This is a genomic window from Luteimonas kalidii (assembly GCF_029887935.1).
GTDB classification, from domain to species: Bacteria; Pseudomonadota; Gammaproteobacteria; order Xanthomonadales; family Xanthomonadaceae; genus Luteimonas; species Luteimonas kalidii.
Genome location: NZ_JARXRO010000012.1, coordinates 54,961 through 81,071 on the forward strand (window position 1 = coordinate 54,961; position 26,111 = coordinate 81,071).

Consider the following 26,111-nt stretch of genomic DNA (forward strand, 5'->3'; position numbering starts at 1 on the left):
CCGGCGGACGCGGGGCGCCTTGCGCCTCCGTCGGCGTCAGGGCTTCGCGGCGGGCGCGTAGCTGCGCATGTAGTCCATGTGCGGCGGCAGCTTTCCGGCGGTCGACAGCACGTTCGAGCGGATGTCGTCGAGGAAGCGTTTGAGTCCGTCTTCGCTCATCGCGTCGGCCGTGGGATGGTAGCGATGCGGCATCACGCCCTGACCCATCATCACCTGGATCCACGAATTCGCACCGAACAGTTCTCCCGGCACGTGGAAGACGCTGCCGGTCTCGCGGAACAGGTCGATCCGGTGGCGCAGGGTGTCGGGGATGTCCATGTGGCCGATCGCCCGCCAGTACGGGGTGTCGCGCCGGTGGGTGAGGTGGTAATGCATTACCACGAAGTCGCGCACGTGCACGAGCTCCGAGGCCAGCTGTGCGTTGTACTGGTCGATCGCCGCGCGGGTCACGACCTGCGGAAACAGCTGCAGCAGGTGCATGATGCCGCGCTGGATCAGGTGGATGGTGGTCGACTCCAGCGGCTCGATGAAGCTGCCGGCCAGGCCGAGCGCCACGCAGTTGCGGTGCCAGCACTTCATGCGCTGGCCCGGGCGGAACCGGATCGGCCACGGGTCCTTGATGACCTCGCCTTCCAGGCTCGACAGGAACTCGTGCCTGGCCTCGTCGTCGGCGATATACCGGCTCGAATAGACGATGCCGTTGCCGACCCGGTGCTGCAGCGGGATCCGCCACTGCCAGCCCGCGGTACCCGCAATCGCCCGGGTGTAGGGCACGGCGTCGCGCACGGCGGTGGTCTGCGTCGCCAGCGCGCTGTCGTTGAACAGCCAGTGCGACCAGTCCTCGTAGCCCACGTTCAGCGCCTTGCCGATCAGCAGTGCGCGGAAACCCGTGCAGTCGACGAAGAAGTCGCCTTCGATAGTCGCGCCGTCCGCGAGCCGGAGGCTGGCGATGTCGCCGTCGGCGTCGACGTCCACCTCGACGATCTTGCCCTCGACCCGTTTCACGCCATTGGCTTCGCTGAACCTGCGCAGGAAGCGGGCGTAGTGGCTCGCGTCCATGTGGTAGGCGTAGTTGATGCCGTTGCGGGGCAGGTGTCCGAACCTGTCCTGGAGGGCCGCCTGCAGTTCGACGCAGTAGTCCTCGTAGCCGCTGGCCATTCCCTCCGCGCGCCCGCGCAGCCAGAAGTGCTGGAAACCCGCGGACCAGTGGTCCTTGCCGTTGACCCCGAACGAATGGATGTAGCGGTGCCCGACGTCGAGCCAGTTCTCGAACGAGATGCCGAGCTTGATCGTGCCCTGGACCGCCGACATGAACTCCTGTTCCCCGATCTCGAGCAGTCGATGGAAAGTCACCAGCGTCGGAATCGTCGCCTCGCCGACGCCGACCGTGCCGATCTCCTCGGACTCCACGAGCGTGACCTCGACGACCTTGCCGAACATCTTCGAGATGCCCGCGGCCGCCATCCATCCGGCCGTCCCCCCGCCAGCGATCACCACGCGCCGGACCGGCCTGCGCTGGCTGTCGTCCGATTCCTGCACGTTTGTCGTCCTCATCGATTGATCCGTTGAATCAGCCGCGCGCGCAGGTCGCGCGCCCGGGCCTCGTCGAGCGGCGCGAGCACGCCGCGCGCATGCGGCGGTATATGGTCGGCGGTCGCCTCGCCCGGCTCGAACACGTAGTGCCGGAATGCGTCCTGCCAGATCGCGCGCTGCTCCGGCGGCAGGTCGCGGATGGTCATCATGGCGTACATGAGCGTGTTCATCGGCGTGTCCATCCACGCCGGCGCATCGCGCCACCAGTAGTTGACCAGCACATTGAACGGCTCCAGTCCCTCCACGTGGTGCCACCACATGCTCGGGATCAGCACCGCGTCGCCGGGGCCGAGTTCCGCGACCTGCGCATGGCGCATCGCCTCGGCGAAGCGCGGGAACCGGTCGAGATCGGGAGCGGCGAAATCCACCAGGCTCACGGCCTGTCCGGCGGGCGTCGCGTCGATCGGACCGATGTAGAGGTTGGACAGCTGATCCGGCGGGAACAGCGTCACCCGCCGGCGCCCGGCAGCGACGCAGGCCAGGTTCTGCGGCAGGTCCTGGTGGGCGGCGATGCGGCTGCGGTTGCCGATCCAGATGCTGGCCAGCGGATCGCGCGACCCGAAGTCCACGTCGTTCGCGGCGCGAAACCCCGGCAGGAACGTGTCGATCGTGGTCGAGGCGACGTAGATCGAAGGCGGGGCTTCGTCCGCGAGGTACTTGCGCAGGGTCTCCAGCGCGACGCCCATCGGCACCTGCTCGCGCCGGAAATTGAAGCCGCTGAAGTCCGCGTTGTAGAACACGCGTCCGGATTCCCCCGGCGGCGCGACCGTGGCCACCACCGGCATGCCGCCGTGGTCGAAGCCCTTCAGGTAGTCGATCGCAGCGTCCGCGGATCCGGCCGCACGCACGATCGGCCAGTGCGACACCAGCCCGCGCATCACGAGCGGCCGTTCCGAGCACAGTACCCCTTCGGGGAGCGATCGGGGATCGGCTCCGCCGCGTTCGGGAATCGGTCTAGCGGGAGGCAGCACGGCGGCGATTCGTCCGCTCGATCAGGTCGCGCATGCGCGACATCGATGCGAGCACCATGTAGATCGGCAGGAGGTGGTTATCGCGGGCCAGACGCTCCAGCGTCGCGCCATCCAGCGCGCCCAGCCGCTCCTCGTTGATGGTATGGAAACCGGCGAGCCGGTTGAGGCTGCCATCCTCCAGCTGCACGTCGAGGAAGAAGGACTCGAGCAGCTCCAGCCGCTGCAGTGCGGCAACGAAGGCCGGCGTCGCATCCACGCCCTCATGCAGCGCCAGCAGCACCGACCGGATGCGCTCGAGGTGCTCGCTCGATGCGCCCTCCGCGTCGAACAGCAGTGCGCCATCGCTGCCGGCGTCGCGCACGCGGGGATGATCCAGGTCGACGTGGACCAGTCGCTCGCCGCCCGCGACGCCGATCAGGAATGGCTGGCGCTGTACCGACAGCGGAACATAGGTCGCATCCCAGCGGTCGCCGTCGAGGAACAGGTTGCAGCCCTCCTGCAGGCCGAACAGCACCAGCGGCAGGAAGCCCCCCGCCGGCTCGCGACGGAACACGATCGGATAGTGCGCCTGCACGTTCCGGAACTCGTCCGGGAACGTCAATGCACCCATGACGTCGTCACCCAGCCGGGCGCCGTGACCGGCGTGCACGCGCAGCCCACGGTGTTCCACGCTGTTCAGGAGGACATGCTGGCCCATCGATCCTCGATCGTTCCGGGGGCGGGTGTCGCGGGTCAATCGTGCCCCATCGACGCCCACAGGGAAAGAAGCCGACGGGGATCCGTCGGCCTCTTCCGCTGCGCGCCGCTGCGGGCGGGAGCCCGCCTCCATCAGAACTTGTAGCGCACCCCGAACATGTAGCGTGGGCCGGTCTGGGTCGCGAACCGGACCATGTTCTCGTGGCGCGCGTGCGTGCGCATCGTCTCGTCGGTGAGATTGATGCCTTCCAGGCTGAGCGTCAGGTTGTCGCTGACCTGGTAGCTGATGTTGGCATCCAGCTGGCCGTACGCCTCGACATGGTTGGGATCGGTCCGCGGGCCGACACCGTTGAAGAACTCGTCGCGCCAGTTGTAGGCCAGGCGCACCTGCCAGTCGTTCCGGTCGTAGAACGCCACCAGGTTCGCCGAATCGCTCAGGCCGACCAGCGGATACTGCTGGCCCAGGCTCAGGTCGTCGAACGTCAGGCCGGAGTCGACCATGGTGTAGTTCGCCGCCAGGCCGAAGCCGGTCTGGCCGAACATGTGCTGGACGTTGATTTCCCAGCCGTCGATCTCGTCGGAGCGCTGGTTGGCCGGCACGCTGATGTTGAAACCGGCAACCGGATCGCCCGGCTGTCCGGTGATGCCGCCGGTCGGGTTGCCCTCACCGTCGAACCCGGTCTGGACCACGCCCGGCTGGCCGGCGAAGTTCTCGAAAATGTAGTTGCGGATGCAGGCGCCGTCGGTCGCCGGGCACACGGAGAGCGCGGCGTTCCAGTAGGCGCCGCCCACCGGCGTGGTCATCTCGAACGGCTGTTCGCGCACGATCGTCTGGCTGATGAAATTCTCGATGTCCTTGCGGAAGTAGCCGACGGAGAAGTAGTTGCCCTCACCGTAGTACCACTCGAACGACAGGTCGAAGTTGTCCGACTTCAGAGGCTCCAGTGATGGATCTCCGCGCCGTCCGTCGCCGCCGGAGGCACGCACGACCGGCTGCAGCACCTGTCCGGCGCTGATGTCGCCCCAGCCGGGACGGGCGATGGTCTGGCTGTAGCTGCCGCGCAGGACCATCTCGTCGCTGAGGTCGAGCTTCAGGTCGAGGTTGGGCAGGACGAAGTCGTAACTGCCCGTGTCGCGCGTGAACTCGCGCTCGGGCGCATAGTCCACCGCAAGCTCGTTCGCGGCGATCCAGGTGATGGTCTGGCCGACGCGCTGCAGCCCTTCGGATTCGACGTCGGTCTTCTCGTAGCGCACGCCGAGCGCCACATGCAGCGGCATGACGTCACCGAACGTGGACGTCCACTGCAGGTACGCACTCTGCGACTTCTCGCGGGTACGGATGTCGTCGGTGAACTCGGTCGGCATCTCGTAGCAGCTCGGGCAGCCGGTGATCTCGATCGCCGCCTGGCGCAGGCGCTCGAAGTCGAACACCAGGAAGTCGTCGGTCCACATCGGGTTGTCGTGGTTGCCGAACGCCTCGAAGTAGCGCGACATGCTGTCGTTGTACCAGATGTCGTCGTCGTAATCGGCCGGGGTGCCCACGCCGCCCCACGTATCGCGCTGCATCACCGCCGATGCGGACCGGTTGTTGACCTCCATCGTGGAGATGCCGAAGTCCAGCCCGGAATAGTCGCCGAACTCGAACCGGCCATTGGCCTGGAGCTGCTCGACCTCGGACTTGTTGTAGCTGTTCTGGAACACCGACCCGGTCACCAGGGCCTGCGACGGATCGACCTGGCTCACGCCCGCCGGCAGCAGCACGTTGACGATCGGAATCTCGCCGCTGTAGTCCACCGTGGTGTTGCCGCGGATGTACGCGGCCACGCCGAGCACGCCTGCCGAACCGTACGGGCCGTCGGGCCGCGATGTGGCGCTCGAATCGTGATAGTCGAACTCCAGGCTCAGGGCGTCGTTGACCTGCCACTCGACGTTGAAGCCGAGCATGTCGCTGGTGGTCTCGTTGCCGATCTTGGCACCGCCCATCGACAGGTCCGAACCGACCATGTCCTCCGAGTACATGATCGGCGCCGCGATCGGGCCATCGGTCCAGCTGCTGTCGCCGGCGCCCTGGTTGAACCACACCGAGAGCTCGCTGCGCTGCAGCTGCACCTGCTGCTCGATGTAGTTGTAGTCGACCGTCGCGGTCACGTTGTCGGTCGGCGCCCACTGCAGGGTCACCTGGCCGTTGGTGCGCTGGCGCTGGATGCCGTTGACGCTGTAGCCGGTGTTCTGCGGACGGGCATAGATGTCGCCCGGGCCCGGCCGGTTCTCGATGCGGTCGGAGTAGCCCTGGCCTTCCTGCGGCAGGCACTGCCAGCAACCCGGATCGGCGTTGTCGCCGGCGAAGGTCAGCCAGCCATCGGCGACCGAGGCCTGGTTGAACCCGGAGTCGCGCTCCTGGTAGCTGCCGCTGAGCATCACGCCGAAGCGGCCGTCGGCGTAGGTCTGGCTGAAGATGCCCGACAGTTCGCCGGTGAAATCGCTGCCCTGCAAGGTGCGCGGCAGGCGCTGGTTGGACTCGTCGTAGACCGACTTGAGTCCGACGCTGACCACGGGCTCGGCCTCGAGCGGACGCGCGGTGCGCACGTCGATGGTCGCGCCGATGCCACCGGTCGGATTGTCCGCGCGCCCCGTCTTGTAGACGTTGACCGCGGAGATGGATTCGCTGGCCAGGTTCGAGAAGTCGAACGAGCGCGCCGAGGACGCGCCTGCTCCGCCGGGCCCGAGGTTCGACGCGGGCATCTGGCGGCCGTTGAGCAGCACCAGGTTGTAGTCCGGCCCGAGGCCGCGGACGGTGATCTTCTGGCCTTCGCCGCTCGACGTGCGGTCGATCGACACGCCGCTGATGCGCTGCAGCGATTCGGCCAGGTTGGTGTCGGGGAACTTGCCGATGTCCTCGGCGACGATGCCGTCGACGACGCCCTGGGCATCGCGCTTGATGTTCATCGACGACTCCAGGCTCGCACGGATGCCGGTGACGACGATGGTGTCGAGTTCCGCGGGATCGTCGTTCGTCGCCTGTTCGGCGGACGTCGACGGCGCGGGATCCTGGGTAACGGTTTGTGCCGCGAGCGGCGGGGCCAGCGCAATCAGCAGCGCAGACGTCAACAGGCGCCGCTTGGGCGCTGCATGCGTGTATTTCATGAACCTTCCCTCTCCCAAGGTCGTCACGAAAGCGATTTGTGATGCCACGACCATTGCGGTCGAAGCGCGGGCATTAGGAAACCAACCTGACAGCGTTGTCAACCGCCGATTGGCGTGTTACCGCTAACTTTTTTTCAGATCGTGCGTGCCGATTTCGCGCAGGCCATGCACGGGTCAAACGATGACCTGCGTGTGTCATTGCAGCGCAGGAGCGCGACGAACGCGTGGGCTTCGGGAGGCCGTTGACTGCGTGCGACGGAGGGTGTGCGAGACACGCGCGCACGCAGCGTCACGCCGCCGAGGGTCCTCGGATCGAATGCCGCAATGCGAACCGTCGCGCATCTCGACGTGGCGATGCCCAGGCAGCGGAGTTGTGGGTGTCTGGAGCGGCAGGGCTGGCGCGTGCGGCCCCGGACATCATGCGCGTGCGGCCGCGAGGCCTGCGCGTCCACTCCGAAGTCTCCCGTTGCGCCCGCGGAGGGACGTCGCGCATTGCGCACGCGCAGGTCGCGATGCGACCTGCGTAGATTCAGATGCGTCGCCCCGGCACCTCGAGCGCCGCAATCATCCTCACGCGCCGCGATCGCTCGCGACCCGTGCACGCGCCCGCGTGCTGCACGCACGGCGGCCAGCGTCAACGTGCGTGTCGCGCAATGACGCAGGATCGCGTCAGCCGCGCCGTGGACCGGTCGAGCGCCGCAGTTCCAGCGTGTACGGCACGGTCACCAGGCCACCTTCGCCGTGGTCGCGGATCGCCTTGAGCAGTTCCAGGCCCGCCAGGCGGCCCATCTCGCGCGTGGGCTGGCGCACGGTGGTGAGCGAGGGATAGATGTGGCGCGCGATCGGCGTGTCGTCGAATCCGCACACCGACACGTCGCGCGGCACCGACATTCCACGCTCGCAGATCGCGCCGATCGCGCCGGCGGCCATGTCGTCGTTGGCGGCGAAGATCGCGGTCGGCGGGTCCGGGAGGTCGAGCAGCCGGTTGGTGGCGTCGAAGCCCGAGTCGTAGGAGAACTCGCCCTGCACGACGAGCGCTTCGTCCGGCGCGATGCCCGCGTTCGCGAGTCCGTCGCGATAGCCGGCCAGCCGCCACGCGCTCGCGCCGTGCGCCGCGTGCCCCTTGATGTGCGCGATCCGCCGGTGCCCGAGCGAGACCAGGTGCGCCACCATGTCGGCGACCGCGCTGCGTTCGTCGACGACCACGCCGATGCGGCGGTTCGACTCGGTCGGCGAGATGCTCGACCACGGGATCTCGAGTTCGTCCAGGCGCGCCAGCAGCGCAGCGTCGTCGGTGATCGGCGGCGTCAGTACCACGCCGTCCAGCCGCGACTGCAGCACCAGCGACTCGACTTTCGAGACGATGTCCTTGGCGTCGTAGACCAGCGGCGCCAGCATCAGGTTGTAGTGCTGCGCCTGGCAGGCATCGAGCACGCCGAGCTCGACCTCCATCAGGTAGTTGCTCGACGGGTTGTCGTAGAGCATCGCCACCAGGTACGACCTGCGCCCGGCCAGCACCCGTGCGGAGGGATGGGGCCGGTACTGCAGGCGTTCGACCACGGCGCGCACCCGTTCGCGGGTGGACTCGGAGACGTTCGGTTCCTCGTTGAGCACGCGCGAGACGGTCTTCATCGACACGCCCGCTTCCGCCGCCACATCCTCGATCCGTACGCGCGCCATCGGTCTGCCGGTCCTTCCCGCGAAGGCTGCGGATTCTGCCAGAGCCGCGGGCATCGCATCGGCATCGCGCGCGCCACGGGCGACGGACTTGCCTGCCCCATCGCGTTGCGGTGCCATTGCGCTGCTCCGGTCGGGCGCGGTCCGCGCTTGTGCTGTGCAACAAGCTTCGCCGCGGCAGACCGGGTATGGTGCATATTCTGACAACGCTGTCATGCCGCGCCGCGCCATCGCGCCACGGCTGGTGGGCTGGCATACGACCCTACGGAACCGATTCCCATGAGCACACCCCGCGCCTTCCTGTCCGTGTCGCGCCTGAGTGCCGGCCTGGCCGTCGCCCTGCTGCTGGCCGCCTGCGGCGACCGCGAAGCTGCCACCGCGAATGTCGCCACTCCGGCGGATGCACCCGCGAGCACGGCCGATGCCACCGGCGTCGATCCGGCCAACTGGCCGCAGCCCGAATGGCCGTTCGCCGAGGATGCCGCGCTCGAACAGAAGGTGGACGCGCTGCTGGCGTCGATGACGGTCGAGGAAAAGGTCGGGCAGCTCATCCAGGGCGACATCGGCAGCGTCACGCCGGAGGACGTGCGCAAGTACCGGCTGGGCTCCATTCTCGCCGGCGGCGGCTCGGATCCGGGCGGCCAGTACAACGCGAAGGCCGAGGCGTGGCTCGCGCTTGCCGACGAATTCTGGGAGGCGTCGATGGACACCTCCGGCGGCGGCAAGGCGATCCCCGTGATCTGGGGCATCGACGCGATGCACGGCCAGAGCAACATCGTCGGCGCCACGCTGTTCCCCCACAACATCGGCCTGGGCGCGATGCGCAACCCCGAGCTGCTGCGCGAGATCGCGCGCATCACCGCGATCGAGACCCGCGCCACCGGCATGGAGTGGACGTTCGCGCCGACCGTCGCCGTGCCGCAGGACGACCGCTGGGGCCGCGCCTACGAAGGCTATTCCGAGGATCCCGAGCTGGTCGCCAGCTACGCCGGCGTGTTCGTCGAGGGCCTGCAGGGCAAGCCCGGCACGCCCGAGTTCCTCGACGACCACCACGTCATGAGTTCGGTCAAGCACTATCTCGGCGACGGCGGCACCGGCAACGGCAAGGACCAGGGCGACACCACGGTCGACGAGGCGCAGCTGCGCGACATCCATGCCGCCGGCTACATCCCCTCGATCGCCGCCGGCGCGCAGGCGGTGATGGCGTCGTTCAACAGCTTCCACGGCGAGAAGATGCACGGCCACAAGCCGCTGCTCACCGACGTGCTGAAGGAGCGGATGAACTTCGGCGGCTTCATCGTCGGCGACTGGAACGGGCACGGCCAGGTGCGCGGCTGCAGCAATACCGACTGCGCGCAGACCTTCACCGCCGGCCTCGACATGGCGATGGCGCCCGACAGCTGGAAGGGCATGTACGACTCGACCCTGGCGCACGTGAAGGCCGGCACGATCCCGATGGAACGTCTCGACGACGCGGTGCGCCGCATCCTGCGGGTCAAGTTCCGGGCCAACCTGTTCGAGAAGCCGAAGCCGTCCGAGCGCGCGCTCGGCGGCAGGTTCGAACTGCTCGGCTCGCCGGAGCATCGCGAGGTCGCGCGACGCGCGGTGCGCGAATCGCTGGTGCTGTTGAAGAACCAGGGCGGAATCCTGCCGCTGTCGCCGACGTCGAACGTGCTGGTGGCCGGCGACGCCGCCGACGACATGAGCAAGCAGGCCGGCGGCTGGACGCTGACCTGGCAGGGCAGCGACACGAAGCGCGAGGACTTCCCGAACGCCGACACGATCTGGGACGGGTTGAAGGAACAGGTCGAGGCCGCCGGCGGCAGCGCCACCCTGTCGGCCGACGGCAGCTACACCGCCAAGCCCGACGTGGCGGTGGTGGTGTTCGGTGAAGACCCCTATGCCGAGTTCCAGGGCGACCTGGCGAACCTGATGTTCAAGGGCGGCAAGTCCGGCGACCTGGAACTGATGCGCAAGCTCAAGGAAGACGGCATCCCGGTGGTGGCGGTGTTCCTCAGCGGCCGCCCGCTGTGGCTCAACCGCGAGATCAACGCCGCCGATGCGTTCGTCGCGGCCTGGCTGCCGGGTTCGGAGGGCGGCGGCGTGGCCGACGTGCTGCTGCAGGGCGCCGACGGCAAGCCGCAGCATGACTTCAAGGGCACGCTCAGCTTCTCCTGGCCCAAGCGCGCGGACCAGTACGCCAACAACCACGGCCAGGACGGCTACGACCCGCTGTTCGCGTTCGGCCATGGCCTGACCTACGCCGACAGCGGCGACCTCGCCGCGCTGCCGGAGGATCCGGGCATCGATGCGGATGCGGCGTCTGGCAACGTCTGGTTCGAGCGCGGCGTGCCGACCACGGGCCTCACGCTGCGCCTGGTCGGCGCCGACGGCAGCGCGATGGACGTGGTGCATCCGGCGGCGAAGACCGCGGACGGTTCGCTGGAGATGACCGCGGTCAACACCGACGTGCAGGAAGGCGCGCGGCTGTTCGCCTGGACCGGTCCGGGCACCGTGCAGCTGCTGTCCAACGCGCCCCTGGACCTGACCCGCGAGACCAACGGCGACGTGCCCGTGGTCCTGTCCCTGCGCGTGGATGCGATGCCGTCCGACGGCAAGGCGTCGCTGCTGGCTGCCTGCGGCGAAGGCTGCAGCGGCACGGTCGAGGTCGGCGAGGCGCTGGCCAAACTTCCGGCAGGGCAATGGACGCGCCTCGCGGTGCCGCTGAAGTGCCTGCGGGCGCAGGGTGCGGACACCAGCCGCCTGGACGTGCCGGTCCAGCTGCGGACCGGTGCCGGCGCGAAGATCGCGCTGGCGCGGGTGGCGGCCAGCACCGAGTTCGACCACCAGGTGGACTGCACCACCAACTGAGGGCTTCCTCCGCCGGGGCGCGCCGATCGGGAGACCGGTCGCCCCGGTTTTTTCGACAGCAAGAGCCTGCAATGGCATCGGCAGGCGTGCGCACGCACCGCCAGCGCCGCACCGGACCGGCGCTGCGCGCGGCTTGCACGCGAACCGTCTGCGACCATCGCGCCATCTGCAACGCAGCAACCCGCCGCCCGTGACGCTGCCTGCGCATCGCGCGGCCTAGACTGGCGACCCACGTCGCAGGAGGCCGCCATGATCGACCTGTACTACTGGCCCACGCCCAACGGGCACAAGGTCACGCTGCTGCTCGAGGAACTCGCCGATGCCGGCGCGCGCCTCGACTACGCCGTGAAGCCGGTGAACATCGGCAAGGGCGACCAGTTCGCGCCCGACTACCTGGCGATCTCGCCCAACAACAAGATGCCGGCGATCGTCGACGACGATCCCGAGGACGGCGGCGCGCCGCTGAGCGTCTTCGAGTCCGGCGCGATCCTGCTCTATCTCGCGGAGAAGACCGGTCGCTTCCTGCCGACCGGCCTGCGCGATCGCACCGCAGCGCTGGAATGGCTGTTCTGGCAGATGGGCGGCCTCGGGCCGATGACGGGGCAGTACGGCCACTTCCATGTCTACGCGCCGGAACCGATCGAGTACGCGAAGACACGCTACGCCGGCGAGGCCAACCGCCTGCTGGGCGTGCTCGACCGCCGCCTGGTCGGGCGCGCGTTCGTGGCCGGCGACGAGTACTCCATCGCCGACATGGCGATCTATCCGTGGATCGGCGTGTACGACAAGGCCCCGATCGACATGACGCCGTATCCGGAAGTCCGCCGCTGGCACGCCGCGATCGCCGCGCGCCCGGCCACGGTGCGGGCCTATGCGCTGGCCGCGCAGGTCAACCCGGATGCGGGCAAGCCGATGGGCGAGGCGGAGAAGAAGCTGCTGTTCGGGATCGAACCGAAGGGTTGAGAGCACTCGCGTCGCTCGCGTAGCCCGGATAATCGCAGCGCATCCGGGTTCGCCTTCGCCGACACGTCTGCCCCGGATGCGCTTCGCTTATCCGGGCTACAGGGCGGGCTCAATGATGCGGGCGCCGGGCGGTACGCGCTCCTACAATGGGCGGCAAGCCCGCCGGATGTCGTCCATGCGCCTGACCGCCCTGCTCACCATGACCCTGATCGCCGCCACCGCCGCGCACGCCGCGCCCGACTCCCGCCCCGGCAAGCTCACCCTCGAGGCCATCACCGGAGATGCGCCGCTGTCCGGCCCGACGCTGATGAAGCCGCTGGTCGCGCCCGACGGCTCGCGCGTGAGCTTCTTGCGCGGCAAGGACAGCGACCGCAACCGGCTGGACCTGTGGGAATACGACATCGCCAGCGGCGAAACGCGGATGCTGGTCGATTCGCGCGTGGTGCTGCCCGGAGAGGAATCGCTCAGCGACGAGGAGAAGGCGCGACGGGAACGCCAGCGCATCGCCGGGCTGTCGGGCATCGTCGACTACCAGTGGGCGCCGGACGCACGGTCGCTGCTGTTCCCGCTCGGCGGCGAGCTGTACCTGTACGACCTGGCGAAGTCGGGTCGCGACGCGGTTCGCAAGCTCACCGGTGACGGCGGCTTCGCCACCGACCCCAAGCTCTCGCCCGGCGGCGGCTTCGTCAGCTTCGTGCGCGAGCGCGAGCTGTGGGTGATCGACCTGGCCAGCGGCAGGGAAGTCCGCCTGACCCACGACGCCAGCGACACCGTCGCCAACGGCATCGCCGAATTCGTCGCCGACGAGGAGATGGACCGCCACACCGGCTACTGGTGGGCACCGGACGATTCGGCCATCGCCTTTGCCCGCATCGACGAGTCGCCGGTGCCGCTGGTCAAACGCTACGAGATGTACGCCGACCGCACCGAGATGGTCGAGCAGCGCTATCCGGCCGCCGGCGAGGCCAACGTGCGCGTACGCCTGGGCGTGGTCGCGCCGCGCGCGGGCGCGAAGCCGCAGTGGATCGACCTCGGCCCGGAGCAGGACATCTACCTCGCCCGCGTCGACTGGCGCGATCCGGCGCGGCTGACCTTCCAGCGCCAGTCGCGCGACCAGCAGCGCCTCGATCTGGTGGAGACCACGCTCGCTACCGGCGCACAGCGCACCCTGATCACCGAGACGTCCGGGACCTGGGTACCGCTTCACAACAGCCTGCGCTTCCTCGACGACGGACGCTTCGTGTGGCAGTCCGAGCGCGACGGATTCGAGCATCTGTACCTGGCCAGCGAGGACGGTTCGACGCTGACCCGGCTCACCCGCGGCGACTGGCCGGTCGACGCGCTGCTCGCGGTCGACCAGGCCGCAGGCCAGGTGTATTTCAGCGCCGGCATGGTCACGCGCCGGCCCGGCGTGCGCACCGACGCCGAACTGCCGGCGCCGGTGGCGGCGCCGACGCAGCGCCACATCCATGCCGTGTCGCTCGAAGGCGGGCGCATCCAGACGCTCTCGCGCGAGAACGGGATCCACAACGCCAGCTTCGCGCGCAACGCCAGCGTCTACGTCGACAACTGGTCGAACACCACCACCCCGCCGCAGATCGAACTGTTCAAGGCCGACGGTGCCCGCATCGCCACCCTGGTGCCGAACGACCTCGACGCGCCCGACCATCCCTACGCGTCCTTCCGCGCCGCCCACCTGCCGACGGAGTTCGGCACCCTGACCGCGGCCGACGGCGCGACCCCGCTGCACTACAGCCTGATCCGGCCTGCCGGCTTCGATCCGTCTCTCCGGTATCCCGTGGTCGTGTACGTCTACGGCGGGCCCGCGGCGCAGACCGTGACCGACGCCTGGCCCGGGCGGACGGATGCGTTCTTCAACCAGTACCTCGCGCAGCAGGGCTACGTCGTATTCTCGCTCGACAACCGCGGCACACCGCGGCGCGGGCGCGAGTTCGGCGGCGCCCTGTACGGCGTACAGGGGACGGTGGAAGTGGACGACCAGCGCAAGGGCGTGGAATGGCTGCGCGCGCAGCCGTGGGTCGACGGCGCACGCATCGGCGTGCACGGCTGGTCCAACGGCGGCTACATGGCGCTGATGCTGCTCGGCCGCGCACCGGACAACTACGCCTGCGGCGTGGCCGGCGCGCCGGTCACCGACTGGGCGCTGTACGACACCCACTACACCGAACGCTACATGGGGCTGCCCAACGCCAACCCCGCCGGTTACCGCGACGCGCGCGTACTCGAACACGCCGCGGGCATCCGCCCCGGCGCACTGCTGCTGATCCACGGCATGGCCGACGACAACGTGTTGTTCACCAACTCCACCGCGCTGATGAGCGACCTGCAGCAGCGTGGCACCGGGTTCGAGCTGATGACCTACCCCGGCGCCAAGCACGGTCTGCGCGGCAGCGACGCACTGCACCGCTACCGGTTGGCCGAGTCCTTCCTCGGGCGTTGCCTCGCGACCGGCGGGTAGGGTCGCCGGCGCTGGCCGGGCCCGGTGCCGGACCACGGTCCGGTCGCAACGCCGCTGATGGATGGTCCCGTGTGCGGCGACGTCGCCCGCGCAGGACGCTCAGGCGATCCGGGCCAGCATCGCGCGGTCGCCGACCAGCCGCGCCCAGCGCGCGCCGAGGTCGACCCAGCACACGCAAGCCGATTCGCAGGCGATGCGCCACAGCGTCAATGGTGTCCAGCGCAGCGCAGGTTCCGCCGCGCACAGTTCGTGCTCATAGCCCAGCCAGCCGGCGAACAGCGCACAGCGTGCCAGGTGGTAGCGGCTGCTCAGCAACACTACCGGTGCGGCGCCGGCCTGGCCGCACAGCAGCACGCGTGCGTTGCGCAGGTTCTGCAAGGTGTCGCGCGAACCCGATTCGAGCAGGCACGTGGCTTCGTCCGTGACCCCTTCGTCGAGCAGTCCGCGCCGTGCGAGTTCGGCCTCGCTCGCGCCAATACCGAAGCCGCCGCCCAGCAGCACCATCGGCCGCGACGGCGACTGCCGCCACACGTGGGCGGCGCGGCGCAGGCGCCCGCGGAAATCCGCGTCGACGCGTCCGCCGGGCGCATGCTTGCCGAACACCAGCAGGCAACCCTCGCCCGCCGGGCGGCTCGGGGCACGCCGGGCGGTCCGCAGCACGTGCAGGAAGTAGCCGACGTAGACCAGGCCGAAACTGAACACGCAGGCGGCGCCCGCCACGGCCAGCGCGGTCCAGGCGTGCCGGTCGCCGAGCAGCCGGGCGCGGTGGGCCAGCCGCCCGTTGCGCGGCGCGGCCGTGTCGATGTGATCGTGGGTCTGTTCCACGCCGATATAATCCACGGTTTCCCGTCCGGTGGCATCCGTGGTCGAAACGCAATCGCCTCAAGCCATGCCTGCGCTGGCGATCCGCGCCTTCACTGCCACCACCGCCGTCGGCCGCGGCCGCGAAGCCCAGGCCCAGGCCCTGCGCCAGCGCCGGAGCGGGCTGCGCGGCAACGACTTCGGTGACCAGCCCCTGCCGACCTGGATCGGCCGCGTCGATGGCCTCGAGCACGCACCGTTGCCCGATCGGCTGGCGCAGTGGGAGTGCCGCAACAACCGGCTGGCCTGGCTGGCGCTGTCGCAGGATGGTCTGCAGGGCGACCTGGAGGCGCTGGTGGCGCGCCACGGCGCCGGCCGGGTCGCGCTGGTGGTCGGTACGTCCACCTCCAGCATCGGCGCCAGCGAGGAGGCCTACGCGCGCGCGATCCCGGCGGCCGACGGCACGCCCGCGATGCCGGAGGACCTGCGTCGTCCGATCGTCCACACACCGCACTCGCTGGGCGATTTCCTGCAGCACGCGACCGGCCTGCGCGGCCCCTGCGTGACCGTGGCCACCGCCTGCTCCTCCAGCGCCAAGGTGTTCGCGCAGGCGGCGCGGCTGATCCAGGCCGGGGTGGTGGATGCGGCCCTGGTGGGCGGGGTCGACACCCTGTGCGGCAGCGTGCTGTTCGGCTTCAACGCGCTGGGGCTGGTGTCGCAGCAGCCCTGCCGCCCCTTCGATGCCGCGCGCGACGGACTGTCGCTGGGCGAAGCCGGCGGATTCGCCCTGCTCGAGCGCATGGCGCCGGGCGAGGACGCGCCGCTGCAGCTGCGCGGCTACGGCGAATCGAGCGACGCGCACCACATGTCCGCGCCACATCCGGAGGGCCTCGGCGCGAGCCTGGCCATGCGCGATGCGCTGGCGCGCGCCGGCGTGGAGGCTGCAGACGTGGGATACCTGAACCTGCACGGCACCTCGACCCCGGCCAACGATGCGATCGAGGCCCAGGCGGTGTCGTCGCTGTTCCCGCCGACCCTGCACGCCAGCTCGACCAAGGGCTGGACCGGCCACACCCTGGGCGCGGCCGGAATCGTCGAATCGGTGTTCGCGCTGCTCGCGCTGCGCGACGGGCTGCTCCCGGGCACGCTCAACAGCAGCGCGCCGGATCCTGCCTGCGGCCCGCAGATCCGCTTCGACAACGCGCAGCGCGACATCGGGCTGGCGATGAACAACTCCTTCGGCTTCGGCGGCAACAACTGCTCGCTCGTATTCGGCCGCGGGGACGCCGCATGAGCGCGCTGGCGGCCAGCATCTCCGGCGTCGGCTACTGGAGCGACGGCCTGCCCGACTGGACCGCGGCGCGCGCGTTCGCCGCCGGCGGCACGCTGCCGACGGATGCGCCGGCACGGCCGGCGCCGCAGCTGCTGGCGCCGAACGAACGCCGGCGCGCGCCGCCCTCGGTGCTGGTGGCGCTGGAGGTCGCACTGGCCGCCTGTCGCGATGCCGGCCGCGACCCGGCCTCGCTGCCGTCGGTGTTCGCCTCGACCCATGGCGACCTCGGCATCACCGACTACATGTGCGCCACCCTGGCCGGCACTCCCACCGACGTCTCGCCGACCAAGTTCCACAACTCCGTGCACAACGCCGCCGCGGGGTACTGGACCATCGGCAGCGGCTGCATGCGCACCGCGACCGCGATCAGCGCGCACCGCGCCACGTTCGCCCAGGGACTGCTGGAAGCGCTGTCGCAGCTGGCCACCGATACCGACGCGGTGCTGCTGGTGGGCTACGACACCGCCTCGTCCGGGCTGCTGGGGACGATCACCCACAGCGAGGGCCTGCTCGGTGCCGCGCTGGTGCTCACGCGCACAGGCACCGGCCCGCGCCTGGTCGCGACGCTCGAGGACGGCGAGGCCGCCGGCGGCGCGGGCGTGCTCGCGACCCGCGGCCGCGCCAATGCGATGGCACCGATGCTGCCGCTGCTGGACGCGCTCGCCACGGGCGCCGCGCACCTGGACCTGCATGCCGGGCCCGGCCGCCGGCTGCGCCTGGACCTCGCGCATGGTTGAGCAGCCGACGCTGCACCGCGGCAACGTCGCGGTGGTGATCCCCGCACTGGACGAGGCGCTGCGCATCCGCGGCGTGGTCGAGGACGCGCTGGCGCACGGCGACCTGGTGATCGTGGTCGACGACGGCTCCGACGACGACACCGCCGCGATCGTCTCGGCGCTGCCGGCGGTGCTGCTGCGACACCCGCGCCGCATGGGCAAGGGCCAGGCGCTGCGCACCGGTTTCGCCGAGGCCCTGCGCCGCGGCATGGCGGCGGTGGTGACCATGGACGGCGACGGCCAGCACCGCGCCTCGGACATCCCGCGCCTGGTGGCGGCGGCGAACGCGCACCCCGGCAACATCGTCAACGGGGCGCGGCTGAAGAAGCGCGAGACCCAGCCCTGGTACCGGCACCTGGGCAACGACTTCGGCGACTGGGGCATCGCCTGGGCCTGCGGCTTCCGGCTGTTCGACAGCCAGAGCGGACAGCGGCTGTACCCGGCCCCGGTGCTCGCGCTGGAGGATGTGCCCGGCGAGGGCTTCGTGTTCGAGGCGCAACTGCTGATCTCCGCCGCCCGCCGGCTGGGGTTCGGAGTGGTGTCGGTGCCGGTGGAGACGCGCTATGCGGTCCCCGGCTCGAGCGAGCAGTTCCGCAAGAGCCATTTCAAGCTGTTCCGCGACCTGTACCGGATCACCTCGCACGTGGTCGGGCAGGTGTGGAGCCGGGGCGGGATACTGAAGCGCTACCGCGATGCGCGGGCGCGGCCGCCGGTGGTGTACGACCCCGGCACGTGAACACGGCGGGCGCCGGCGTGCGGTAGGCTCGCAGTCCCCGCCCGCCCCCGGACCCGCCATGCCCCAGCCTACCGACCGCGCCGACGTCGCCATCCTGGGCGGCGGGCTCGCCGGCCTGACCCTGGCCCTGCAGCTGCGGCAGCAGCAGCCGGGGCTGTCGGTGGCGGTGATCGAGCGCCGGGCGCATCCGGTGCGCGAGGCGGCGCACAAGGTCGGCGAATCCACGGTCGAGATCGGCGCCCGCTACTTCGCCGACGTGCTCGGTCTGCGCGACCACCTGGAAACCGAACAGATCCGAAAATTCGGTTTCCGCTTCTTCTTCTCCGAAGGCAGCCACGCGATCGGCGACTGCACCGAGCTGGGCGTGAGCCAGCTGCTGCCGACGCCGTCGTGGCAGATCGACCGGGGCCGGTTCGAGAACCACCTGGGCACGCTCGCGCGCGAACACGGGGTGCGTTTCGAGGACGGCGCGGTGGTGCGTGGCATCGAGCTGGCCGACGACGACACCGACCACGTGGTGCGCTACGCGGCTGGCGAGGACGAACGGACACTCGCCTGCCGCTGGGTGGTGGACGCCAGCGGCCGTGCCGGACTGCTCAAGCGCAAGCTCGGGCTGGCGCAAGGCAACGACCATGTCGCCAACGCGGTCTGGTGGCGCGTGGACGGCATCGTCGACCCGAACGGATGGTCGGGCGACGCCCAGTGGCTGCAGCGCTGCGATCCGCCCGACCGCTGGCGCTCGACCAACCACATGTGCGGACCGGGCTACTGGTTCTGGCTGATCCCGCTGGCGTCGGGCGCGCATTCGCTGGGCATCGTCTGCGATGCGGCGATGCATCCGCTGGAGACCATGAACACGCACGCCAGGGCGATGGACTGGCTGCGCATCCACCAGCCGCAGGTCGCCGCGAGCCTGGACCGCGCCGAGCACACGCTGCAGGACTTCATGTTCCTGCGCGATTTCTCCTACGGCGCCAGCCAGGTCTTCTCCCGCAACCGCTGGGCGACCACCGGCGAGGCGGGGGTGTTCCTCGATCCGTTCTACTCGCCGGGCAGCGATTTCATCGCCATCGCCAACACCTACATCTGCGACCTGATCGGGCGCGATGCCGCGGGCACCGGGTTCGAGCCCTACGTCGCGCTGTACGAGCAGCTGTATTTCTCGTTCTACGAGAACACGCTCACCCTCTACCAGGACCAGTATCCGCTGTTCGGCGACGAGCGGGTGATGCCGCTGAAGGTGATCTGGGACTACACCTACTACTGGGCGCTGCTGGCGCCGCTGTTCTTCGCCGGGCGGCTGACCGACCTCCCCACGCTCGGCCGGCTGCGTCCGGCGTTCGAACAGGCCCGCGCGCTGAACCTGGCGGTGCAGCCGCTGCTGCGCGAATGGGGCCGGCGCAACGCCGGACGCGCGCCGCCGACCGCGCGCCTGCTCGACCAGTTCCGCATCGACTGGTTCCGCGAGATGAACCGTGCGCTCAACGACACCTTGGACGCGCCCGCCTTCCTGGCCCGGATCGAGGCCAACGTGGCGCGCATGCGCTGGCTGGCCGGCGAACTGCTGCAGCGCGCCCGCGTCGACCATCCCGACATCGACGACGGCGGCCTGTCGGCGATGCTGCATGCCGATGGCGGAGGCGAGCCCGAGGCCTCGCTGGCCGCGGAGTGGTACGCGCGCATCGCGGCCTGACGACCCGGCAGCCGCGCGCGCGATCGCCGAGCGCCGCGGGCACATGACCCGCGCCCGATGCCGCGCATTCCGGACTACGGATTAAGGATCAAGGACTACGGAAGGCTCGTGCGTCGCGAGACCGCCCATCCCTGGCCATGGCGCATTACGACGCGACCGCAGCGGCCTCCATCCCCTGCCGCGACCGCCACCCGTCCTACGGCGTCGCGGGCGCCGGATCCGCTGGCGGCGGGTTCGGGACCCAGATCGCGATGCCGTTGGCGTATTTCTGCCGCGGTGAGATGTTCACCCCCACCCCGACGCCGCCATAGCTGCTGCCGCCGACGCGGCCACCGCCGCCGCCCACGCTGACCCCGCCGCCGCCCTGGCCATCGGCCGTGCCCTGGAACAGGATGCCGTTCGCACCCAGGCGTGCGGCTTCCTCGCGCAGCTTGCGCAGCACCGAGTCGGTCTTGTTCTGCTCGCCGTAGGTGAGCGCGCCGCTGTTGACCTCCAGCCGCGCGATCTCCTCGAAGCCGCCGGGCGGTGGCCCGTAGTACAGCCGCACCTGCGCCGGATCGATCGGCGGGCGGGGGGTGCCGGTGAGCACGTGCGAACTGGAACAGGCCGCGAGCAGCGCGATCGCGGCAAGCAGGACGGGAACGGCGAAACGGCGCATGGCATCGACTCCAGCCGGGAGGGCGCCATACTCCGCCCGGCGGCGTGAACGGCATGCGACACGCCGCACGCGCTCCGTCCGCTCAGCTCATGCCGCCGTCGATGCCGATCACCTGGCCGTTGATGTAGCCGGCCTCGTCCGAGCACAGGAAGCCGACCAGCGCCGCCACCTCGTCCGGGGTGCCGGCGCGCGCCGCCGGCACCATCCGCCGGATCGCGTTCGGATCGAACACGCCCTCGGCCATGCCGCCGCCGATCACGCCCGGCGCGACCACGTTGGCGGTGATGCCGCGCGAGCCCATTTCCCGCGCCAGCGACTTGCTGGCACCGTGCAGCGCGGCCTTGGCCGCCGCATAGTTCGTCTGCCCGCGGTTGCCCAGCACGGCGGCGACGCTGGAGACGCTGACGATGCGGCCCCAGCGCATGCGCGCCATCGGCAGCAGCAGCGGCCGGGTGACGTGGAAGAAGCCGTGCAGGGAGACGTCCACCACGCGCTTCCACTGCGCGTCGGACATCCCCGCCATCGGGGCGTCGTCGTGGATGCCGGCATTGTTGACCACCGCCTGGATCGCGCCGCCGGCCAGCAGGCCCTCCATCGCGATGCCCGCAGCCTCGCCGTCGGCGACGTCGAAGGCGATCGCCTCGGCGCTGCCGCCGTTGCCGCGGATGGCGTCCACCACCTTGTCCGCGCGCGCGAGGTTGGCATTGGCATGCACGATCACGTGCCAGTGCGCGGCCGCGAGCCGGCGGCAGATCGCACCACCGAGATCGCCGCTGCCGCCGGTGACAAGGGCACGCTTCATCGCATCGTCCATCGTGTGGTGCGGGGATTATGCAGACTCGCGAAGGCGTGCGCCGCAGGTCCGTGGCGATCGCCAGGTCGCTGCCGGCCTCGCGCCGGAGGCATCAGCGATCCGATACACGCCCGAAACGTGGGCGCGCGTGCCTGCGCGATGCGCGCAGGCACGCCGTCGGTCGCGTCCATTCGGGTCCGGCGCCGCGCCTAGCGCAGCATCGCCGTCGCGCGCCCTTCGGCCAGCAGCTGGCCGGCGTGATGGATGCGGAATGCGTACTGCTGGCTCGTCTCGCCCGCGGCCAGCACGCCCGCTTCGCATTCGATCGCGCCGGGCAACGTGTCGATGCGCGCGACCTGCAGCCGTACCTCGCGCAGCGCCACCAGCAGCCCGGGCCGCGCGGCACCGCCGGCCGCGCGCGCCAGCACGCCCCCGTGCACGGCCATGGCCTGGGCGCCGTACTCGCACAGGTGCAGCGCGCGCAGCACGCCGCCGCTGCGCAGCGGATGCGCGGGATCGCGATGGTTGTCCGCGCGCAGGTGGATGCGTTCGACGTCCCAGGCCATTACCTCGTCCCACAGGCACATCGCGTCCTTGTGCGGCACCAGGGATTCGATGGTGGCCCGATCGAGCCCGCGTCCAGGCTCCGGGGGCGGTGAATCGGCCTCGTGTGCATTGCCCATGCTCATGCCGGCTCATCCCGGACCACGGTGCGCGACGCCGTCCCGCCACCGACCGGCGCGCGCGCCACCAGCAGCGCCAGCACGAAATTGAACACCACGCCCAGCGCCACCGTGCTGCCGATCGCGCGCAGCACCGGGATCGACGACAGCGCCAGCAGGCTGAACACCAGCAGGGTCATCAGGCTGCATACGATCACCGCGTGCAGGGTGCGCAGCTGGTCGTCGCGGTCCTCGCCGGCGTGTTCGAAGAACAGCGCGTAATCCAGCCCCAGCCCCGCGGCGAGGATCAGCGAGACCAGGTGGAACAGGTTCAACTCGACACCGAAGCCGCGCAGCACCGCCAGCACCAGCAGCGTGGTCATCCCCATCGGCAGCAGCACCCGCCACACGCGCCGCGGCGTGCGCAGCGCGAACCAGACCGTCGCCACCAGTCCCAGCGCCGCCAGCGCCAGCGCGCCGAGGATGCGGGTGCGGTAGTCGGCGACCAGCGATTCGCTGGCCTGCTTCATGTCCAGCAGCTGCGCCCCGTGCGCGGCCGCCATCCGCGCCACTGCCTCCACGTCGCGCAGGCCGGTGAGCGAGACCAGGGCGGTCGCTCGGCCCTCGCCTGCCAGCAACAGGCCTTCGACGCGCGTGGCGAGCGGCGTGCCGTCCAGGTCGCGCGCCTGCAGCGGCGGCGCGGTGCGCGCGCGCTCGACGTCGGCGAGAAACGGAGCGAACGCGTCGGCGCGGAACGGCGAGTCCGCGACCGCGGCGTCGAGCGCCCGCTGCAGCGCGTCCGCCGACGGCAGCGCCCGCTGCCGTTCGCGTTGGCGTGCCGCACTGGGGAGGTAGCGCGCCGCCAGGTCGTAGCCGTCGATCGCGCCCGCGCCCGCCAGCGCGTCCAGCGCCGGACGCATCCGTTCGCTGGCGGCGAGCGCGGCGTCGGCATCGGCGGCCTGCAGCGTCAGCACGTAGCGCACGTCCGGCGCGCCGAGCTCGGCCCGCAGCGCCGCGTCGCGCTGCAGCAGCGGTTCGGCCACCGGCGTCAGGCGCGAGAGATCGTTCTGCCAGAACGCGCCCGGGCGCAGCGCCACGACGGCCAGTGCCGCCAGCGCCAGCGCGACCAGCGACCAGCGCGGACGCGGCAGGCGTTCGATCCGGTGCCACAGCGCCAGCAGCCGTGGCGAATCAGCGACATCGCGCTGCGCCGGATCGATCAGCCCCGGCAGCGCGAAGCGCGTGCACAGCGCCGCGGTGGCCAGGGCGACGATGGTGAACACCGCCAGCTGGCGCAGGCCGTCGACGCCGGCGAACAGGAACGTGAGGTAGGCGATGCAGGTCGCGGCCACGCCGGTGGCCAGCGCCGGCCACAGCCGGCGCACGCTGCGCCAGGGCGAGAGCCCCGCGTGCTGGTGGCTGAAGAAGTGGATCGGATAGTCCTGCACCACCCCGATCAGGGTGAAGCCGAAGGCGATGGTGATGCCGTGCACGCGGTCGCCGAACAGCAGCATCAGCGTCGCCAGTCCGGCCAGGCCGGCGCTGGCCAGCGGCAGCACGCCCAGCAGCGGGATCTTCCAGCTGCGGTAGGCGAGCAGCAGCAGCAGCACCAGGCCGATGCTGTCGACCGTGCCGATCCAGCGCGCCTCGCGTGCGGTGCGGGTGCCGATTTCGTCGGCGAACGCACCCGGGCCGCTGATCTCCAGCATGGCGTCCGCTGCTCCGCCGCTGGCGGCGAACGCAGCCTCGATCGCGTCGACCGCTTCTCGCTGTCCATCGGGGTCGAAGCCCGCCGCGCGCGTTTCCACCAGCAGCAGCGCCTGCGCGCCGGCACGGTCGAACCACGCTTCGTGCAGCGTGCGGGGCGCGTGCGCCGGCATCCAGGCCTCGGCCAGGGCGAGCGTTTCCAGGGTGGGGTCGGACGCCAGCAGCGGCTCGACCAGGTCTGCCGCGGGCGAGCCCAGGTCCTGCAGCCGCGCCTCCAGCGCCTCACCCAGGAAGGCGGCGTCGAACGCCTGCGCATCGAGCGTCGGCGAGAGCAGGTAGCGGTACGGCCGCAGGCGTTCGGGAATCGCGTCCAGGCCCGCCTCGGCGCCGTTGGCGACGAAGGCGAAGCGCGCATCGCCGGCAAGCGCCTCGCGCATCGCGTGCGACCGGGCCGCGAGTACGTCAGGCTCCGCGCCCGACAGCGCCAGCAGCAGCAGGCGCGAGCCGGGTCCTTCGCCCAGCTCGTCGATCAGCAGCCGCTGTTCGGGCGTGCGCGCATCGGGCAGGAAGCGGCGCAGGTCGCCGCTGACGGTGAGCGATTGCGACAGCCACGTACCGCCGGCCAGCAGCAGCGCCAGCCACGCCAGCGCGCAGGCCAGGCGCGCACGTGCGCTCATCCGACGCCGGCGCCGCCGCGGCACAGCGCGGCGATGTCGGCGGCATCGCCGGCGCGGATCGCGGCCTCGGCCGCGACGCCCGTCAACGTGCGCTGCACGTCGCCCTTGACCGGCGTGTTCTCGATGCAGTGCAGGTCGGCGCCACGCCCGTGCAGCACCAGGTCGCGCAGGCGCGCGGCGAGCTTCGGGTCGCGCGGCACCAGCCGCAGCGACCAGCGATCGGCGCCGCCCTGCGCGTCGATGGTGTAGTGGCGGCGCAGCGTCTCGGCATCGCCGGCCAGCAGCGCGCCGAAGCTGCCGTGCAGCGCGGCCAGTTCCGGCGCGCGCGCCAGCGGGAACCGCCGGTCCGGCTTGCCGGCGCGCGCCAGCACCGCTTCGCCGTCGCGGATGGTGGTGGTCTCGGCATAGGGGGCGCGCACCTCGCGCACCAGGGTCCCGGCATCCGGCCGGCGGTACTCGCCGCTCACGCGCAGCGGCGCCTTGAGCATCTGCGACTCGCGCACTTCCACGAACGGCGTGGCCGCCGGCACCGGGCGGGCCAGCGCGCGCAGGATCGCGCCGCTATCGGGGCTGGCCTGCGCCCACGCCGACGGCGCCATCGCCAGCAGCAGGCACGCCGCCGGCCAGCAGCGACGGGGGCGCATCGGTGGAGGCCTGCGGAACGGAACGGAGCTGCTGTTGGTCGACATGCCAGAAATCGTAGAAGTTGAACCAGTTGTAGGGCGCCAGCCGCGCATGATGCTCCAGCCGCGCGGCGTAACCGCGGATGAGCGCGGCCAGCACGGCCTCGCGCCGGCCGCGCGGTGCGTCGATGGGATCGCTGAAGGGCTCGAACTCGAGCGAATAGCGGTTGCCGCCGCGGTACAGGCCGAAGCCGAGCATGACCGGCAGCTTCAGCACCGCCGCCATCTGCCATGGCGCCAGCGGGAACGGCGCCGGCGCGCCGAGGAACGGTGCCGTCACCGCCGGCTGGCCCGGGAGGGTGCGGTCGACCAGCAGCGCGACCAGCGCGCCTTCGGCCGCGGCCTGCTGGATCTGCAGCATCAGCGCCGGGCCGTCCTGGCCGGCATCGATCACGCCGGCGGCGATCTCCGGCGCGAGCGCATCGAGCACCTGGGTCAGCGCGCGGCTGTGGGCCTTGTCCAGCACCACCCGCAGCTTGAGCCCCGGGCGCTCGCGCGAGAGCACGCGCATCGCCTCGAAACTGCCCAGGTGCGAGCCGAACAGCAGCACGCCGCGGCCTTCGTCCACCTTCGCCGCCAGCGCCTCCACCCCCCGCACCTCGACCTCGAACCGCCCCGGCTTGCCGTCGAGCAGGTACAGCCGGTCGAGGATGGTGGAGGCGAAGGTGTGGATGTGGCGCGCGCCGTCCAGCAGCCGCGCCGGCCGGCCCAGCGCGCGACGCAGGAAGGCGATCGACGCGCGGCGCTCGGGTCCGCGGCGGAGCAGGAAATACAGCGTGGTCGGATACAGCAGCAGCCGCGCCAGCGGTCGCCCGCCATGGCAGGCGACGGCGCGGATCACGGCCAGCCCGAGGCGGCTGCCGCCCTCCGGACGCTGCTTCCAGTCCACGGTCATGCCGGCGTCCCCTGCGCCACCGCGATCTCGCCGCTGGCGATCAGCGCGTCCCCGCGCAGCACGCGGAAGCGCCAGCGCGCCGCAGGCATGGGTGCGACCGGCTCGATCGCGATCTCGGCGGCCTCGCCCGGCAGCAGCGGCTGCACGAACTTCACCTGCGGCATCCGCAGCGCGCCCAGCGGCCCTGCGCCGCGCTCGATCGCCTCCAGCACATGGTCCAGCACCACCACGCCGGGCACCACGGGCTGGCCCGGGAAATGTCCGGGCAGGGCGGGATGGCCGGGATCGATCACGAACCGCATG

20 protein-coding genes are annotated in these 26,111 nt (G+C 70.7%); 7 read left to right on the top strand and 13 right to left on the bottom strand.

Going from position 1 to position 26,111, the window contains the following annotated elements; all coding sequences use genetic code 11:
- Positions 1-36: 36 nt before the first annotated feature.
- The 5 genes from QFW81_RS04725 to QFW81_RS04745 form a co-directional block, all read right to left on the bottom strand.
- Positions 37-1,554 carry a tryptophan halogenase family protein gene (locus QFW81_RS04725; RefSeq protein ID WP_280577437.1) on the bottom strand — a complete coding sequence of 506 codons (1,518 nt, stop codon included), beginning with the start codon at positions 1,552-1,554 and terminating at the stop codon, positions 37-39.
- The gene (locus QFW81_RS04730) at positions 1,551-2,564 is read right to left on the bottom strand and encodes a cupin-like domain-containing protein (RefSeq protein WP_280577438.1); all 1,014 of its coding nucleotides are present in this window, start codon (positions 2,562-2,564) and stop codon (positions 1,551-1,553) included. The genes QFW81_RS04725 and QFW81_RS04730 overlap by 4 nt, the downstream gene beginning before the upstream one ends.
- Positions 2,548-3,261 (bottom strand): SapC family protein, encoded by a 714-nt coding sequence (locus QFW81_RS04735; protein ID WP_280577490.1) that lies wholly within the window; start codon positions 3,259-3,261, stop codon positions 2,548-2,550. Before QFW81_RS04735 ends, QFW81_RS04730 begins: the two co-directional genes overlap by 17 nt.
- 131 nt (positions 3,262-3,392) lie before the next feature.
- On the bottom strand, positions 3,393-6,404 hold the full coding sequence (locus tag QFW81_RS04740) for a TonB-dependent receptor (RefSeq protein ID WP_280577439.1): 3,012 nt from the start codon (positions 6,402-6,404) through the stop codon (positions 3,393-3,395).
- A 669-nt stretch (positions 6,405-7,073) separates the two neighbouring features.
- Positions 7,074-8,084, bottom strand: a complete 1,011-nt coding sequence (locus QFW81_RS04745; RefSeq protein ID WP_280577440.1) for a LacI family DNA-binding transcriptional regulator — start codon at positions 8,082-8,084, stop codon at positions 7,074-7,076.
- Positions 8,085-8,360: 276 nt separating this feature from the next.
- Between QFW81_RS04745 and QFW81_RS04750 the strand changes: the two genes are divergently transcribed.
- The 3 genes from QFW81_RS04750 to QFW81_RS04760 all read left to right on the top strand — a co-directional run bounded on the left by QFW81_RS04750 (position 8,361) and on the right by QFW81_RS04760 (position 14,394).
- Positions 8,361-10,952: a glycoside hydrolase family 3 protein gene (locus QFW81_RS04750; RefSeq protein WP_280577441.1), complete on the top strand. Its 2,592-nt coding sequence runs from the start codon at positions 8,361-8,363 to the stop codon at positions 10,950-10,952.
- 249 nt (positions 10,953-11,201) lie between these two features.
- Positions 11,202-11,915 carry a glutathione binding-like protein gene (locus QFW81_RS04755; RefSeq protein WP_280577442.1) on the top strand — a complete coding sequence of 238 codons (714 nt, stop codon included), beginning with the start codon at positions 11,202-11,204 and terminating at the stop codon, positions 11,913-11,915.
- 175 nt (positions 11,916-12,090) lie between these two features.
- Positions 12,091-14,394, top strand: a complete 2,304-nt coding sequence (locus tag QFW81_RS04760) for a S9 family peptidase (protein WP_280577443.1) — start codon at positions 12,091-12,093, stop codon at positions 14,392-14,394.
- Between the two features lie 99 nt (positions 14,395-14,493).
- On the opposite strand, the gene QFW81_RS04765 is transcribed toward QFW81_RS04760, so the two are convergent.
- A complete protein-coding gene (locus QFW81_RS04765) occupies positions 14,494-15,219 on the bottom strand; it encodes a YdcF family protein (RefSeq protein WP_280577444.1) in 726 nt (241 codons plus the stop codon).
- 64 nt (positions 15,220-15,283) lie between these two features.
- Between QFW81_RS04765 and QFW81_RS04770 the strand changes: the two genes are divergently transcribed.
- Genes QFW81_RS04770 through QFW81_RS04785 form a run of 4 tightly spaced genes read left to right on the top strand, consistent with a single transcriptional unit; the run spans position 15,284 to position 19,733 of the window.
- Complete coding sequence (locus QFW81_RS04770; protein ID WP_280577445.1) at positions 15,284-16,489, top strand: beta-ketoacyl-[acyl-carrier-protein] synthase family protein; 1,206 nt, start codon at positions 15,284-15,286, stop codon at positions 16,487-16,489.
- Positions 16,486-17,265 (top strand): beta-ketoacyl synthase chain length factor, encoded by a 780-nt coding sequence (locus tag QFW81_RS04775; protein ID WP_280577447.1) that lies wholly within the window; start codon positions 16,486-16,488, stop codon positions 17,263-17,265. The genes QFW81_RS04770 and QFW81_RS04775 overlap by 4 nt, the downstream gene beginning before the upstream one ends.
- The gene (locus QFW81_RS04780) at positions 17,258-18,040 is read left to right on the top strand and encodes a glycosyltransferase family 2 protein (protein WP_280577448.1); all 783 of its coding nucleotides are present in this window, start codon (positions 17,258-17,260) and stop codon (positions 18,038-18,040) included. Before QFW81_RS04775 ends, QFW81_RS04780 begins: the two co-directional genes overlap by 8 nt.
- A gap of 58 nt (positions 18,041-18,098) precedes the next feature.
- Positions 18,099-19,733, top strand: a complete 1,635-nt coding sequence (locus QFW81_RS04785; RefSeq protein WP_280577449.1) for an NAD(P)/FAD-dependent oxidoreductase — start codon at positions 18,099-18,101, stop codon at positions 19,731-19,733.
- Between the two features lie 196 nt (positions 19,734-19,929).
- Here QFW81_RS04785 and QFW81_RS04790 read toward each other — a convergent pair whose 3' ends face one another.
- The 7 genes from QFW81_RS04790 to QFW81_RS04820 all read right to left on the bottom strand — a co-directional run bounded on the left by QFW81_RS04790 (position 19,930) and on the right by QFW81_RS04820 (position 26,110).
- On the bottom strand, positions 19,930-20,391 hold the full coding sequence (locus QFW81_RS04790) for a hypothetical protein (protein WP_280577450.1): 462 nt from the start codon (positions 20,389-20,391) through the stop codon (positions 19,930-19,932).
- 82 nt (positions 20,392-20,473) lie between these two features.
- A complete protein-coding gene (fabG, locus tag QFW81_RS04795) occupies positions 20,474-21,205 on the bottom strand; it encodes a 3-oxoacyl-ACP reductase FabG (protein WP_280577452.1) in 732 nt (243 codons plus the stop codon).
- Between the two features lie 188 nt (positions 21,206-21,393).
- Positions 21,394-21,867 carry a hotdog family protein gene (locus QFW81_RS04800; RefSeq protein ID WP_425603978.1) on the bottom strand — a complete coding sequence of 158 codons (474 nt, stop codon included), beginning with the start codon at positions 21,865-21,867 and terminating at the stop codon, positions 21,394-21,396.
- A gap of 2 nt (positions 21,868-21,869) precedes the next feature.
- Positions 21,870-24,230, bottom strand: a complete 2,361-nt coding sequence (locus QFW81_RS04805; protein WP_280577454.1) for an MMPL family transporter — start codon at positions 24,228-24,230, stop codon at positions 21,870-21,872.
- On the bottom strand, positions 24,227-24,874 hold the full coding sequence (locus QFW81_RS04810) for a LolA-related protein (RefSeq protein ID WP_331488033.1): 648 nt from the start codon (positions 24,872-24,874) through the stop codon (positions 24,227-24,229). The genes QFW81_RS04805 and QFW81_RS04810 overlap by 4 nt, the downstream gene beginning before the upstream one ends.
- On the bottom strand, positions 24,792-25,808 hold the full coding sequence (locus tag QFW81_RS04815; RefSeq protein ID WP_280577457.1) for a lysophospholipid acyltransferase family protein: 1,017 nt from the start codon (positions 25,806-25,808) through the stop codon (positions 24,792-24,794). The genes QFW81_RS04810 and QFW81_RS04815 overlap by 83 nt, the downstream gene beginning before the upstream one ends.
- Entirely contained in the window at positions 25,805-26,110 is a 306-nt protein-coding gene (locus QFW81_RS04820) for an ApeI family dehydratase (protein WP_280577458.1), read from the bottom strand. Before QFW81_RS04820 ends, QFW81_RS04815 begins: the two co-directional genes overlap by 4 nt.
- Position 26,111 lies beyond the last annotated feature (1 nt).

Coding starts and splice junctions, on each gene's coding strand:
- QFW81_RS04725 (WP_280577437.1), bottom strand. CDS start 1,554: ATGAGGACGACAAACGTGCAGGAATCGGACGACAGCCAGCGCAGGCCG.
- QFW81_RS04735 (WP_280577490.1), bottom strand. CDS start 3,261: ATGGGCCAGCATGTCCTCCTGAACAGCGTGGAACACCGTGGGCTGCGC.
- QFW81_RS04740 (WP_280577439.1), bottom strand. CDS start 6,404: ATGAAATACACGCATGCAGCGCCCAAGCGGCGCCTGTTGACGTCTGCG.
- QFW81_RS04745 (WP_280577440.1), bottom strand. CDS start 8,084: ATGGCGCGCGTACGGATCGAGGATGTGGCGGCGGAAGCGGGCGTGTCG.
- QFW81_RS04750 (WP_280577441.1), top strand. CDS start 8,361: ATGAGCACACCCCGCGCCTTCCTGTCCGTGTCGCGCCTGAGTGCCGGC.
- QFW81_RS04755 (WP_280577442.1), top strand. CDS start 11,202: ATGATCGACCTGTACTACTGGCCCACGCCCAACGGGCACAAGGTCACG.
- QFW81_RS04760 (WP_280577443.1), top strand. CDS start 12,091: ATGCGCCTGACCGCCCTGCTCACCATGACCCTGATCGCCGCCACCGCC.
- QFW81_RS04770 (WP_280577445.1), top strand. CDS start 15,284: ATGCCTGCGCTGGCGATCCGCGCCTTCACTGCCACCACCGCCGTCGGC.
- QFW81_RS04775 (WP_280577447.1), top strand. CDS start 16,486: ATGAGCGCGCTGGCGGCCAGCATCTCCGGCGTCGGCTACTGGAGCGAC.
- QFW81_RS04780 (WP_280577448.1), top strand. CDS start 17,258: ATGGTTGAGCAGCCGACGCTGCACCGCGGCAACGTCGCGGTGGTGATC.
- QFW81_RS04785 (WP_280577449.1), top strand. CDS start 18,099: ATGCCCCAGCCTACCGACCGCGCCGACGTCGCCATCCTGGGCGGCGGG.
- QFW81_RS04790 (WP_280577450.1), bottom strand. CDS start 20,391: ATGCGCCGTTTCGCCGTTCCCGTCCTGCTTGCCGCGATCGCGCTGCTC.
- fabG (WP_280577452.1), bottom strand. CDS start 21,205: ATGGACGATGCGATGAAGCGTGCCCTTGTCACCGGCGGCAGCGGCGAT.
- QFW81_RS04800 (WP_425603978.1), bottom strand. CDS start 21,867: ATGGGCAATGCACACGAGGCCGATTCACCGCCCCCGGAGCCTGGACGC.
- QFW81_RS04805 (WP_280577454.1), bottom strand. CDS start 24,230: ATGAGCGCACGTGCGCGCCTGGCCTGCGCGCTGGCGTGGCTGGCGCTG.
- QFW81_RS04810 (WP_331488033.1), bottom strand. CDS start 24,874: ATGCGCCCCCGTCGCTGCTGGCCGGCGGCGTGCCTGCTGCTGGCGATG.
- QFW81_RS04815 (WP_280577457.1), bottom strand. CDS start 25,808: ATGACCGTGGACTGGAAGCAGCGTCCGGAGGGCGGCAGCCGCCTCGGG.
- QFW81_RS04820 (WP_280577458.1), bottom strand. CDS start 26,110: ATGCGGTTCGTGATCGATCCCGGCCATCCCGCCCTGCCCGGACATTTC.